General features: G+C 53.9%; 15 protein-coding genes. All 15 read left to right on the top strand.

Annotated elements, in window-relative coordinates; genetic code table 11:
• Positions 1-3: 3 nt before the first annotated feature.
• Genes WC5_RS03670 through gpJ form a run of 15 tightly spaced genes read left to right on the top strand, consistent with a single transcriptional unit; the run spans position 4 to position 13,475 of the window.
• A complete protein-coding gene (locus WC5_RS03670) occupies positions 4-1,209 on the top strand; it encodes a phage major capsid protein (RefSeq protein WP_016231758.1) in 1,206 nt (401 codons plus the stop codon).
• A 49-nt stretch (positions 1,210-1,258) separates the two neighbouring features.
• Positions 1,259-1,447, top strand: a complete 189-nt coding sequence (locus WC5_RS03675; RefSeq protein ID WP_000601355.1) for a hypothetical protein — start codon at positions 1,259-1,261, stop codon at positions 1,445-1,447.
• A gap of 11 nt (positions 1,448-1,458) precedes the next feature.
• Positions 1,459-1,764 (top strand): head-tail connector protein, encoded by a 306-nt coding sequence (locus tag WC5_RS03680; RefSeq protein WP_016231757.1) that lies wholly within the window; start codon positions 1,459-1,461, stop codon positions 1,762-1,764.
• Positions 1,765-1,772: 8 nt separating this feature from the next.
• A complete protein-coding gene (locus WC5_RS03685; RefSeq protein ID WP_001147820.1) occupies positions 1,773-2,111 on the top strand; it encodes a phage head closure protein in 339 nt (112 codons plus the stop codon).
• Positions 2,111-2,557, top strand: a complete 447-nt coding sequence (locus tag WC5_RS03690) for an HK97-gp10 family putative phage morphogenesis protein (RefSeq protein ID WP_000347791.1) — start codon at positions 2,111-2,113, stop codon at positions 2,555-2,557. The genes WC5_RS03685 and WC5_RS03690 overlap by 1 nt, the downstream gene beginning before the upstream one ends.
• Positions 2,554-2,898 carry a tail completion protein gp17 gene (gene gp17, locus WC5_RS03695; protein ID WP_016231756.1) on the top strand — a complete coding sequence of 115 codons (345 nt, stop codon included), beginning with the start codon at positions 2,554-2,556 and terminating at the stop codon, positions 2,896-2,898. Before WC5_RS03690 ends, gp17 begins: the two co-directional genes overlap by 4 nt.
• 59 nt (positions 2,899-2,957) lie before the next feature.
• Complete coding sequence (locus WC5_RS03700) at positions 2,958-3,662, top strand: phage tail protein (RefSeq protein ID WP_024192238.1); 705 nt, start codon at positions 2,958-2,960, stop codon at positions 3,660-3,662.
• Between the two features lie 14 nt (positions 3,663-3,676).
• The gene (locus WC5_RS03705) at positions 3,677-4,048 is read left to right on the top strand and encodes a phage tail assembly chaperone (RefSeq protein WP_016231754.1); all 372 of its coding nucleotides are present in this window, start codon (positions 3,677-3,679) and stop codon (positions 4,046-4,048) included.
• Between the two features lie 23 nt (positions 4,049-4,071).
• Positions 4,072-4,350 carry a phage tail assembly protein T gene (locus WC5_RS03710; RefSeq protein ID WP_000978930.1) on the top strand — a complete coding sequence of 93 codons (279 nt, stop codon included), beginning with the start codon at positions 4,072-4,074 and terminating at the stop codon, positions 4,348-4,350.
• Between the two features lie 46 nt (positions 4,351-4,396).
• On the top strand, positions 4,397-7,609 hold the full coding sequence (locus WC5_RS03715) for a phage tail tape measure protein (RefSeq protein WP_016231753.1): 3,213 nt from the start codon (positions 4,397-4,399) through the stop codon (positions 7,607-7,609).
• Positions 7,602-7,943 (top strand): phage tail protein, encoded by a 342-nt coding sequence (locus WC5_RS03720; RefSeq protein WP_001114907.1) that lies wholly within the window; start codon positions 7,602-7,604, stop codon positions 7,941-7,943. The genes WC5_RS03715 and WC5_RS03720 overlap by 8 nt, the downstream gene beginning before the upstream one ends.
• Positions 7,943-8,641 carry a phage minor tail protein L gene (locus tag WC5_RS03725; RefSeq protein ID WP_016231752.1) on the top strand — a complete coding sequence of 233 codons (699 nt, stop codon included), beginning with the start codon at positions 7,943-7,945 and terminating at the stop codon, positions 8,639-8,641. Before WC5_RS03720 ends, WC5_RS03725 begins: the two co-directional genes overlap by 1 nt.
• Positions 8,642-8,646: 5 nt before the next feature.
• Positions 8,647-9,390, top strand: a complete 744-nt coding sequence (locus WC5_RS03730) for a C40 family peptidase (RefSeq protein WP_032159909.1) — start codon at positions 8,647-8,649, stop codon at positions 9,388-9,390.
• Complete coding sequence (locus WC5_RS03735) at positions 9,288-9,935, top strand: tail assembly protein (RefSeq protein WP_032159907.1); 648 nt, start codon at positions 9,288-9,290, stop codon at positions 9,933-9,935. Before WC5_RS03730 ends, WC5_RS03735 begins: the two co-directional genes overlap by 103 nt.
• Before the next feature lie 60 nt (positions 9,936-9,995).
• Positions 9,996-13,475, top strand: coding sequence for a phage attachment tail tip protein J (gpJ, locus tag WC5_RS03740; RefSeq protein ID WP_016231749.1), 3,480 nt, complete (start codon positions 9,996-9,998; stop codon positions 13,473-13,475).
• Positions 13,476-13,520: the final 45 nt, after the last annotated feature.

Genomic DNA, 13,520 nt, shown 5'->3' with positions numbered 1-13,520 from the left:
ACGATGGCGGTAGATATTAAAGATGTCGAACAGGTCGCGCAGGAGCTGCAGCAGAAGTTTGACGACTTCAAGGCAAAGAACGACAAGCGCGTGGATGCGATTGAGCAGGAAAAAGGCAAGCTTGCCGGGCAGGTGGAAACCCTGAACGGGAAACTCAGCGAGCTGGAAAATCTCAAAAGCGATCTTGAAAAAGAGCTGCTTGAGCTGAAACGTCCGGCAGGTGGTGTGCAAAATAAACTGGCCACTGAGCATAAAGAGGCTTTTGTGGGCTTCCTGCGTAAAGGCCGTGAAGACGGTCTGCGTGATCTGGAGCGTAAGGCATTGCAGGTGGGCACCGATGAAGACGGCGGCTATGCCGTGCCGGAAGAACTGGATCGCAACATTCTCAACCTGCTGAAAGATGAAGTGGTGATGCGCCAGGAAGCCACGGTGATCACCGTTGGCGGTTCCGACTACAAAAAACTGGTGAATCTGGGCGGCACGGCTTCCGGATGGGTTGGCGAGACTGACGCGCGCACCCAGACTGCCACCTCAAAACTGGGCCTGATTGAACCTTTCATGGGGGAAATCTACGGTAACCCGCAGGCCACCCAGAAAATGCTGGATGATGCTTTCTTCAACGTGGAGGCCTGGATCAACAGCGAGCTGGCAACCGAATTTGCCGAACAGGAAGAAATTGCCTTTACCTCCGGCGATGGTACCAAGAAGCCGAAAGGGTTCCTGGCGTATGAATCCACCGATGAAACCGATAAGGTCCGGGCGTTCGGCAAACTTCAGCATATTGTATCCGGCGAAGCGACGACGGTGACCGCAGACGCCATTATCAAACTGATTTACACGCTGCGTAAGGCACACCGCACTGGCGCGAAGTTCATGATGAACAACAACAGCCTGTTTGCCATCCGTCTGCTGAAAGACAGCGAGGGTAACTATCTGTGGCGTCCGGGGCTGGAGCTGGGGCAGCCGTCCTCTCTGGCGGGTTACGGTATCGCTGAAAACGAACAGATGCCGGATATCGCCGCTGATGCGAAAGCCATTGCATTTGGTAACTTCAAACGGGGTTACACCATCGTTGACCGTATCGGCACCCGCATTCTGCGTGATCCGTACACCAATAAACCGTTTGTCGGTTTTTATACCACCAAGCGCACCGGCGGCATGCTGGTCGATTCGCAGGCCATCAAACTGCTGAAGATTGCAGCGGCGTAATCATTCAGGGGGCGCAGAAGTGCGCCCTGTTCTGACAGGTGAAAGAATCATGATCCTGAAACAAGATCTGAAATGGTCACCGGACGGTATGCGTGTTGAGATTATTCGGGCCGGTGAGTATGAAGATAAAGAATTACCCGAACGGGTACGCGAAATTGCCACTGCAGCTGGGATTGTCTCTGATAAGAGAACACCTGTTGCGCGGGGGGCTGATAAGTCTAAAAAACAGCATTCATAGAGGTTGCCCAAATGATGCCCACTCTGGAAGAGCTTCGTGTTCAGTGCAGGATTGATGATGACAATGAACAGGAGAATGCTCTTCTTATGATGTATCTGGCTGCTGCCAGGGAAGAGGCTGAAAAGTTTTTAAACCGGACGCTTTACGATGAAACTGTTTCTGAGCAGGATACGACCGGGCTTGTAATAACACCGCTGATAAAGCTGCGTCTTATGCAACTGGTTGGCTACTGGTACGAGAACAGGGAAATGCAGGATGCAATGCCTGATTTTTTCTATACCGGACTGCGGATGTATCGGTTTCATCCCGGAACATAGGGGGATTCATGCAGGCAGGAAGATTACGTGATCGTGTGGTTATTCTGAATGCCACCACCGTTCGGTCTCCGTCAGGGCACCCTGTGGAAACAATGACGGAGGGGGCAACCATATGGGCAGAAGTTAAGGGGATCAGTGGCAGGGAGAGAATATCCGGAGGCGCAGAAACTGCTCAGGCTACAGTGAGGGTCTGGATGAGATTCCGGCGAGATGTAACAGCAACTTCATGTCTGAAAGTGCTGACTGGTGCATTCAAAGGCGCGATTCTGAGTATAGACGGTCCGCCGATACCGGATGCTCGTGCCACACGGCTTGAGATACTCTGTTCTCAGAAGGGGAATGTGTGATGGATTTCAGTCTTGATTTTTCAGGTCTGGCGGATATTGCACGGGATCTGGAGACGCTCAGCAGGGCAGAAAACAATAAGGTTCTGCGCGATGCCACCCGTGCCGGTGCTGAAGTTATGCGGGATGCAGTTGTTGAACGTGCGCCGGAGCGAACCGGGAAACTGAAGAAAAATGTGGTTGTTCTCACGCAGCGTTCAAAGCGTCGGGGAGAAATTATCTCGGGTGTCCACATTCGCGGACGGAACCTGCGAACCGGAAACAGTGATAACAGCATGAAAGCCAGCGATCCCCGAAATGCGTTTTACTGGCGCTTTGTGGAGCTGGGAACGATAAACATGCCCGCGCATCCATTCATTCGCCCGGCTTTCGATACGACAGAGGAGCTGGCGGCGCAGGTTGCCATACAGCGAATGAATCAGGCTATTGATGAGGTCTTAAGTAAATGAGGGAGGCCACACTGTATTCCCTGCTGTCTCAGCTGGCCGGAGGACAGGTATATCCTTATGTGGTCCCGCTGACGGAGGGAAAGCCTGCGGTATCTCCGCCGTGGCTGGTGTTTTCTGTGGTGTCTGACACGGCGTCTGATGTGCTTGATGGTCAGGCTGAATCCAGAATTGTCGTGCAGATCGATGTCTGGGCGACAGTACCTGATGACGCAGATGATATTCGTGAGCAGGCGCTTGATACAGTAAGGAAACTGGCACCCTCCGTTATTTCTAAAACGCAGGGTTATGATCCTGACTCCCGTCTGAGCAGAGCCACGCTTGAATTTCAGGTAATAGCCTGAGGTCGTTAATGATTTTACCCACCCGCCGCTGGCGGGTTTTTTATTTTCAGGAGACGAGTATGTCCTCTAATTTTGAGCGTTCGCAACTGACGAAAATTATGATTTCGTCTGCACCGGTAACAGCAGAAACCCTGGATTCTGCCAGCTATCTTGGCCTGAGCTGTACAATCAAAGAGGTGCAGTTTACCGCAGGACAAAAGCAGGATATTGATGTCACCACGCTGTGTTCTGTTGAGCAGGAAAATATTAACGGTCTTGGTGCCGCGTCAGAGATTTCCATGTCAGGCAACTTTTACCTCAATGCTGCCCAGAACGCGTTGCGCAGTGCCTATGACAATGACACCACGTATGGCTTTAAAGTTATTTTTCCGTCAGGAAACGGATTTACCTTTATGGCAGAGGTGCGTCAGCATACCAGGTCTGCAGGAACCAATGGTGTTGTGGCTGCAACGTTTTCCCTGCGCCTGAAAGGTAAACCTGTGCTGACGACAGAGCCGCTGAAAGTGAAGGTCGATTTAAACAGCACGCTGCAGGTTTCTGCCGGAGCGAAACTCGAAATGGTGGTTGAGGCTGCCGGTGGTGTGCCGCCTTATTCTTATGTCTGGAAGAAAGGTAGTTCTCCTGTTTCCGGACAGACGGCGGCAACGTTCAGTAAGGCATCAGCAGCATCCGGTGATGCCGGTGCGTATACCTGCGAGATTTCTGATTCAGCAAGCCCGGTTAACAAAGTGACCTCCATTTCCTGCACTGTAACCGTCAGTTAATGAGGATGGATGTGATGACTAAAAATATCCGTAATCTGGCACTGGCAACGATGTCGGGGTTTCGCCATAAAACCGTTGATGTGCCTGAATGGGAGGGAGCAACGGTTGTGTTACGGGAACCTTCTGCAGAAGCCTGGTTGCGCTGGCAGGAGATCGTTAAAGCCAGGGAAGATGATACATCGCCATCTGTTGCAGAGCGTGCCCGCCGAAATCTGGAGGCGGACGTTGAACTGTTCATTGATGTTCTGTGTGATACCGGACTGCAACCTGTATTTTCAGAGGATGATCGTGAACAGGTGATTGCCGTGTATGGCCCGGTGCATGCGCGGCTTCTTCGGCAGTCTCTGGAACTGATCAGTGATGCCGGCGAGGTTAAAAAAAAGTAGCGCTTCCGGGGATGCGTTTTCTGATGATGCTGGCGCTCAGGATGGGGCGCACATTGTCAGAGTTACGCCGGGAAATGTCCGCATCAGAAATCATGATGTGGGCAGAATTTGACAGGTTCAGCCCGCTGGGGGACGAACGGGCTGATATCCGGGCTGCCCAGATTGTTTCAGCTGTTTACGGTGCGCAGGGGGTCAAAGTGCCACTGAATGATGCGCTTCTTCAGTGGGAGAAGGAGCAGACAGAAGGCGTATCAGATCCATTTGCCGGACTGGAAAACGCGCTTTTAATAGTGTCTCAGTGAGTCAACATAACCGCTTCGGCGGTTTTTTTTCGTCCGGAGAATGAGTGTGGCGACATTACGTGAACTGATTATTAAAATCTCGGCAAATTCCCGGTCATTCCAGTCAGAGATCTCCCGGGCTTCGCGTTTGGGGCAGGATTACTACCGTACCATGCAGAACGGAGGCCGGCAGTCCGCTGCGGCATCCCGTGAAATGCGGCGTGCACTGGCAGAAGTGACGGATCAGATAAATACAGCTAAATCTTCGGCACTGAATATGGCGGGGGCATTTGCCGGGGCTTTTGCTACCGGTCATCTTATTTCTCTCGCCGATGAGTGGAATTCAGTAAATGCCCGTCTGAAGCAGGCCTCACAGTCCAGTGATGATTTTCAGGCATCACAGCGTGAATTAATGGCGATCAGCCAGAGAACGGGGACGGCGTTTTCTGATAACGCCAGCCTTTTTGCCCGTTCTGCAGCTTCCATGCGGGAGTATGGTTACAGTTCTGAGGAGGTACTGAAAGTCACCGAGGCGATCTCCACGGGCCTGAAATTATCCGGTGCCAGTACAGCAGAAGCCAGTTCGGTGATCACGCAGTTCAGTCAGGCACTGGCGCAGGGAGTGCTGCGCGGTGAAGAGTTTAACTCGGTGAATGAGAACGGCGATCGTGTTATTCGTGCGCTGGCTGCGGGAATGGGGGTTGCCCGTAAGGATCTGAAGGCCATGGCGGATAACGGAAAGTTGACCGCCGATAAGGTTGTTCCTGCACTGATTAGTCAGCTTGGGGCATTACGTGATGAATATGCGGCAATGCCTGATACGGTTTCATCCTCTGCAACCAAAGTTGAAAACGCCTTTATGGCCTGGGTTGGTGGTGCGAACGAGGCAAGCGGAGTGACGAAGACGCTCTCCGGTGTGCTGAATGGTATTGCAGGCCATATTGACACTGTGGCAACCGCTGCCGGTGCTCTGGTTGCCGTCGGGGTAGCCCGATATTTTGGCAATATGGCGTCTTCTGCTGGATCTGCAACTGCCGGATTAATTACTGCAGCCAGAAACGAAGTGGCTCTTGCGGAAGCGCAGCTCCGGGGGACACAGATAGCAACAGCCAGGGCGCGTGCGGCGGTTTATCGTGCGCAACAGGCGGTTGTTGCTGCTCGCGGTACCGAAAGGCAGGCAGCCGCAGAAGCGAAACTGGCTGCTGCCCAGGCATCACTTACCCGTAATATTGCGGCCAGAACAGCAGCACAGACAACGCTGAATACTGTCACGTCAGTGGGAAGTCGTCTGTTAAGTGGAGCACTGGGACTGGTTGGTGGGGTGCCGGGGCTTGTCATGCTGGGGGCCGCGGCCTGGTACACGATGTATCAGAATCAGGAGCAGGCCAGAGAATCTGCACGCCAGTATGCCGCAACAATCGACGAAATTCGCCAGAAAACGTCGGCAATGTCGCTTCCTGAAGCGTCAGATAATGAGGAAAAGACGCGGCAGGCACTGGAGGAACAAAATCGCCTGATTAGCGAACAGGAAGGAAAAATTCGCGGACTGAAAAATCAAATTGCTGATTATCAACGTTGGCTTGATGAAAGTTCGCAGAGTGGTTCGGGTGCTGAAATCATCCTTAAAGGGCTTGCCGAAGCAACAAATCAACTGGCAGTTGAACAGTCCCGTCTCACACAAATGCAGGGCAAAGCGCAATCCATTCAGGATGTGCTTGCCGGGCTGGAGGAGCGACGGGTGGCGTTGATCCGTCAACAGGCCGCGGAACAAAACAAAGCGTATCAGTCCCTGTTGATCATGAATGGGCAGCATACCGAGTTTAATCGCCTTCTCGGGCTCGGTAATGAATTACTTCAGCAGCGACAGGGGCTGGTGAATGTACCGTTACGGCTACCACAGGCAACCCTGGATGATAAACAGCAGACCGCACTGAATAACAGCGAGCGCGAACTGGCTCTGTCCCGCCTGAAGGGGGAAGACCGTGAGCGTGCCCGCCTGGGTTATGCTGCGGATGATCTCGGCTTTGTGGGAGAGGCATATCAGACAGCAAGACTGAATTATATCAATAACTCACTGGATGCATGGCGAAATAACCAGGCAAATAAACCCAAAGCGCATAAAAAGACCGAAGCGGAAAAAACAGAAGATATTTATAAACGGCTGATTAAACAGCAGAAAGAGCAAATAGCACTGGCAGGGCAGAATACTGAACTGGCTAAGATGAAATATCAGGTCAGTCAGGGCGAATTATCAACCCTGTCAGAAGCGCAGAAAAAAACGCTTTTACAGAATGCGGCACTCATCGACCAGAAAAAGATTCGTGAGCAGCTTGCCGCGTATGAAAGCAGTCTGGCGGACAGTAATGCCAGTGCCCGGGCATCTGACGACGCGCAGTTGCTGGGATATGGTGAAGGCTCACGGATGCGTGAACGACTCCAGGAAATGTGGAGTATCCGGCAGGCGTTTGAGCAGAAAAATAACGAGCTACTGAGACAGTATCAGGCCGGAGAAATTGAAGAAGCCCTGTGGAAACAGGAAAAATCGCTGAATGAAAAATATCTGGAAGAGCGTCTCAGCGATCAGCAGGATTATTATGCAAAGGCTGATGCTTTACGCAGTGACTGGAATGCCGGCCTCCAGGAGGGACTGACGAACTGGGCAGACAGTGCCACCGATTATGCTTCGCAGGCGGCAGATGCTGTCGTTTCCACTATGGACGGGCTGGTATCAAATATTTCCGATGCACTGGCCGGAAATGTTGTGGACTGGCGAAACTGGGGGAGTTCAATTCTCCAGGAAGTTTCAAAAATTCTGATGAACGCTGCCATCGTTAACGGGCTGAAGTCACTTTCCAAAAGCATGTCCGGTGCCGGAGGATGGCTTGGTACGGTCGGCGACTGGCTTTCCGGTGCAGTGGCAAACGCAAAAGGTGGTGTTTATACATCTGCAAATCTGAGTGCTTACAGTAACACCATTGTGGATACCCCGACGTATTTTGCTTTTGCGAAAGGTGCCGGGCTGATGGGCGAGGCCGGGCCTGAAGCTATCATGCCACTGACCCGGGCAGCGGACGGCTCTCTTGGAGTCAGAGCCATTGGCAATGTGAATGGTGGCGGGGGATTTGTTTATTCTCCCGTGTATCACATCAGTATTCAGAATAAAGGGAGCAATGGCGAGATAGATACGCAGTCAGCCAGGGGGCTGGTGGATCTGATCGACAGCAGGGTTGTGTCAATTATGCAGTCATCACGTCGGGACGGAGGATTATACAGTGCCTGAGCCTGAAGTTTTTAACTGGATCCCCCGCGAGGGGATGGAGACGACACGAAAGCCATCTGTTATTACGGTAAAGTTCGGTGACGGATATGAACAGCGGCGGGCTGGTGGTCTGAATGCGGATCTGAAAACGTTTAAACCGGTGTTTCGTGTCACAGATGAATATTCCCGTGCTGCGCTGGACAGTTTTTTATCCCGTCATGCCGGGATACGTGCTTTTTTGTGGCGTCCGCCAAAACACAACAGAACCGTCCGGGTTGTCTGCAGGGAGTGGAGTATTTCGGATAATGCCATGTATACCGATTTTAACTGTACCTTTGAAGAGGTCACTCACTGATGCAGGATATACAGCAGGAAACACTGAATGAGTGTACAAAAGCGGAGCAATCCGCGCTGGTCGTGCTCTGGGAAGTCGATCTGACAGAAGTCGGCGGAGAGCGTTATTTTTTCTGTAATGAGCAGAACGAAAAAGGTGAGTCAGTCACCTGGCAGGGGCGACAGTATCAGGCGTACCCTATTCAGGGAAGCGGCTTTGAGATGAACGGCAAAGGAGCCAGTGCAAGACCAACGCTGAAAGTCTCTAACCTGCACGGCATGGTCACCGGGATGGCGGAAGACCTGCAAAGTCTGGTCGGCGGAACGGTGGTCAGGCGTAAGGTTTACGCCCGTTTTCTGGATGCGGTGAACTTCGTCAACGGAAACAGTGACGCCGATCCGGAGCAGGAGGTGATCAGCCGCTGGCGCATCGAGCAGTGCAGCGAACTGAGCGCGGTCAGTGCCTCCTTTGTGTTGTCCACACCGACGGAAACGGATGGTGCCGTTTTTCCGGGGCGCACCATGCTGGCCAACACCTGCACCTGGACCTATCGCGGTGATGAGTGCGGTTATAATGGTCCGGCTGTCGCGGATGAATATGACCAGCCGACGTCCGATATCACGAAGGATAAATGTAGCAAATGCCTGAGTGGCTGTAAGTTTCGCAATAACGTCGGCAACTTTGGCGGCTTCCTTTCCATTAACAAACTTTCGCAGTAAATCCCATGACAGAGACAGAATCAGCGATTCTGGCGCACGCCCGGCGATGTGCGCCAGCGGAGTCGTGCGGCTTCGTGGTGAGAACGTCGGAGGGGGAAAGATATTTTCCCTGCGTGAATATCTCCGGTGAGCCGGAGGAGTATTTCCGGATGTCGCCGGAGGACTGGCTGCAGGCAGAAATGCAGGGTGAGATTGTGGCGCTGGTCCACAGCCATCCCGGTGGTCTGTCCTGGCTGAGTGAAGCCGACCGGCGGCTGCAGGTGCAGAGTGATTTACCGTGGTGGCTGGTCTGCCGCGGGGAGATTCATAAATTCCGCTGTGTGCCGTATCTCACCGGGCGGCGCTTTGAGCACGGGGTGACGGACTGTTACACGCTGTTCCGGGACGCTTACCATCTGGCGGGGATTGAGATGCCGGATTTTCACCGCGAGGATGACTGGTGGCGTAACGGCCAGAATCTCTATCTGGATAATCTGGAGGCCACAGGGCTGTATCAGGTGCCGTTGTCATCGGCCCAGCCGGGCGATGTGCTGCTGTGCTGTTTTGGTTCATCGGTGCCGAATCATGCCGCCATTTACTGTGGCGACGGCGAGCTGTTGCACCATATTCCTGAACAACTGAGCAAACGAGAGAGGTATACAGACAAATGGCAGCGACGCACACACTCCCTCTGGCGTCACCGGGCATGGCACGCATCTGCCTTTACGGGGATTTACAACGATTTGGCCGCCGCATCGACCTTCGTGTGAAAACGGGGGCCGAAGCCATCCGGGCGCTGGCCATGCAGATCCCGGCGTTTCGTCAGAAACTGAGCGACGGCTGGTACCAGGTACGCATTGCCGGGCGTGATGCAGGCGAAAATGAATTATCTGCCCGTCTTAATGAGCCGCTGGCAAATGGTGCCGTGATCCACATTGTGCCGCGTCTGGCGGGAGCTAAAAGTGGCGGTGTTTTTCAGGCAGTGCTGGGTGCGGCGCTGATTGCGGTGGCATGGTGGAACCCTGTGGGCTGGCTGGGGGCCGCGGCTGTATCGGGTATGTATGCAGCAGGGGCCAGTATGATCCTGGGCGGAGTGGCGCAGATGCTGGCACCGAAAGCCCGGACGCCCAGTACACACAGAACGGATAACGGTAAGCAGAACACGTATTTCTCGTCACTGGATAACATGGTTGCCCAGGGCAATGTTCTGCCTGTTCTGTACGGTGAAATGCGCGTGGGGTCACGCGTGGTTTCTCAGGAGATCAGCACGGCAGACGAAGGGGATGGTGGTCAGGTTGTGGTGATTGGTCGCTGATGCAAAATGTTTTATGTGAAACCGCCTGCGGGCGGTTTTGTCGTTTATGGAGCATGACGAATGGGTAAAGGCAGCAGTAAGGGGCATACCCCGCGCGAAGCGAAGGACAACCTGAAATCCACGCAGTTACTGAGTGTGATCGATGCCATCAGCGAAGGGCCGATAGAAGGTCCGGTGGATGGATTAAAAAGCGTGCTGCTGAACAGTACACCGGTGCTGGACAGTGAGGGGAATACCAACATCTCCGGTGTCACGGTGGTGTTCCGGGCAGGTGAGCAGGAGCAGACACCGCCGGAGGGATTTGAATCCTCCGGTTCCGAGACGGTGCTGGGTACGGAAGTGAAATACGACACGCCGATCACCCGGACCATCACGTCTGCAAACATCGACCGTCTGCGCTTTACCTTCGGTGTGCAGGCACTGGTGGAAACCACCTCAAAGGGTGACAGGAATCCGTCGGAAGTCCGCCTGCTGGTTCAGATACAACGTAACGGTGGCTGGGTGACGGAAAAAGACATCACCATTAAGGGCAAAACCACCTCGCAGTATCTGGCCTCGGTGGTGGTGGGTAACCTGCCGCCGCGCCCGTTTAATATCCGGATGCGCAGGATGACGCCGGACAGCACCACAGACCAGCTGCAGAACAAAACGCTCTGGTCGTCATACACTGAAATCATCGATGTGAAACAGTGCTACCCGAACACGGCACTGGTCGGCGTGCAGGTGGACTCGGAACAGTTCGGCAGCCAGCAGGTGAGCCGTAATTATCATCTTCGCGGGCGCATTCTGCAGGTGCCATCGAACTATAACCCGCAGACGCGGCAATACAGCGGTATCTGGGACGGGACGTTTAAACCGGCATACAGCAACAACATGGCCTGGTGTCTGTGGGATATGCTGACCCACCCGCGCTACGGCATGGGGAAACGTCTTGGTGCGGCGGATGTGGACAAATGGGCGCTGTATGTCATCGGCCAGTATTGCGATCAGTCAGTGCCGGATGGCTTTGGTGGCACGGAGCCGCGCATCACCTGTAACGCTTACCTGACCACACAGCGTAAGGCGTGGGATGTGCTCAGTGATTTCTGTTCGGCGATGCGCTGTATGCCGGTATGGAACGGGCAGACGCTGACGTTCGTGCAGGACCGACCGTCGGATAAGGTGTGGACCTATAACCACAGTAATGTGGTTATGCCGGATGATGGCGCGCCGTTCCGCTACAGCTTCAGCGCCCTGAAGGACCGCCATAATGCCGTTGAGGTGAACTGGATTGACCCGGATAACGGCTGGGAGACGGCGACAGAGCTTGTTGAAGATACGCAGGCCATTCTCCGTTACGGTCGTAACGTCACGAAGATGGATGCCTTTGGCTGTACCAGCCGGGGGCAGGCGCACCGCGCCGGGCTGTGGCTGATTAAAACGGAACTGCTGGAAACGCAGACCGTGGACTTCAGCGTGGGTGCCGAAGGGCTTCGCCATGTACCGGGCGATGTCATTGAAATCTGTGATGATGACTATGCCGGTATCAGCATCGGTGGTCGCGTGCTGGCGGTGAACAGCCAGACCCGGACGCTGACGCTCGACCGTGAAATCACGCTGCCATCCTCCGGTACCACGCTGATAAGCCTGGTTGACGGAAGTGGCAATCCGGTCAGCGTGGAGGTTCAGTCCGTCACCGACGGCGTGAAGGTAAAAGTGAGCCGTGTTCCTGACGGTGTTGCCGAATACAGCGTATGGGGGCTGAAGCTGCCGACGCTGCGCCAGCGCCTGTTCCGCTGTGTGAGTATCCGTGAGAACGATGACGGCACGTATGCCATCACTGCCGTGCAGCATGTGCCGGAGAAAGAAGCCATCGTGGATAACGGGGCGCACTTTGACGGCGACCAGAGCGGAACGGTGAACGGTGTCACGCCGCCAGCGGTGCAGCACCTGACCGCCGAAGTCACCGCAGACAGCGGGGAATATCAGGTGCTGGCGCGCTGGGACACGCCGAAGGTGGTGAAGGGCGTGAGCTTCCTGCTTCGCCTGACCGTGGCAGCGGATGACGGCAGTGAGCGGCTGGTCAGCACGGCCCGGACGACGGAAACCACATACCGCTTCAGGCAACTGGCGCTGGGAAATTACAGGCTGACAGTCCGGGCGGCAAATGCCTGGGGGCAGCAGGGCGATCCGGCATCGGTATCGTTCCGGATTGCCGCACCGGCAGCGCCATCGCGGATTGAGCTGACGCCGGGCTATTTTCAGATAACCGCCACGCCGCATCTCGCCGTTTATGATCCGACGGTACAGTTTGAGTTCTGGTTCTCAGAAAAGCGGATTGCGGATATCAGGCAGGTTGAAACCACAGCCCGCTATCTTGGCACGGCGCTGTACTGGATAGCTGCCAGTATCAATATCAAGCCGGGCCATGATTATTATTTTTACATCCGCAGTGTGAACACCGTTGGCAAATCTGCATTCGTGGAGGCTGTTGGCCAGCCGAGTGATGATGCATCCGGCTATCTGGATTTTTTCAAAGGAGAGATAGGGAAAACCCATCTGGCTCAGGAGTTGTGGACGCAGATTGATAACGGTCAGCTTGCGCCTGACCTGGCGGAAATCAGAACGTCCATCACGGATGTCAGTAATGAAATCACGCAGACCGTCAATAAGAAACTGGAAGACCAGAGTGCGGCAATTCAGCAGATACAGAAGGTTCAGGTTGATACAAATAATAACCTGAACAGCATGTGGGCTGTGAAGCTGCAGCAGATGCAGGACGGACGCCTTTATATCGCGGGTATTGGTGCCGGTATTGAAAACACCCCTGACGGCATGCAGAGTCAGGTGCTGCTGGCGGCAGACAGGATTGCGATGATTAATCCTGCGAATGGCAACACAAAGCCGATGTTTGTTGGTCAGGGCGATCAGATATTTATGAACGAAGTGTTCCTGAAATACCTGACGGCTCCCACCATTACCAGCGGCGGTAATCCTCCGGCATTTTCCCTGACACCGGACGGGCGGCTGACGGCGAAAAATGCCGATATCAGCGGTAACGTGAATGCGAACTCCGGGACGCTCAACAATGTCACGATTAATCAGAACTGCCGGATTCTGGGAAAACTGTCAGCCAACCAGATTGAAGGCGATATTGTTAAAACGGTGGGCAAAGCTTTCCCCCGGGACTCCCGTGCACCGGAGCGGTGGCCATCAGGGACCATTACCGTCAGGGTTTATGACGATCAGCCGTTTGACCGGCAAATTGTTATTCCGGCGGTGGCATTCAGTGGCGCTAAACATGAGCAAGATCATACTGATATCTACTCCTCATGCCGTCTGATAGTACGAAAAAACGGTGCTGAAATTTATAACCGAACGGCTCTGGATAATACGCTGATATATACGGGTGTTATTGATATGCCTGCAGGCAGTGGTGTAATGACACTGGAATTTTCTGTATCGGCATGGCTGGTAAATGGCTGGTATCCCACAGCAAGTATCAGCGATTTGCTGGTTGTGGTGATGAAGAAAGCCACCGCAGGCATCAGTATCAGCTGAATTTTATAACCCCAATACGGGCGTCAGAAATGACGCCTTTTTTAT

It is taken from the genome of Escherichia sp. KTE114 (assembly GCF_000407765.1).
GTDB classification, from domain to species: Bacteria; Pseudomonadota; Gammaproteobacteria; order Enterobacterales; family Enterobacteriaceae; genus Escherichia; species Escherichia ruysiae.
Note: the sequence above shows the minus strand (reverse complement) of the source record. Positions and strands in the feature narration are given on the sequence as shown.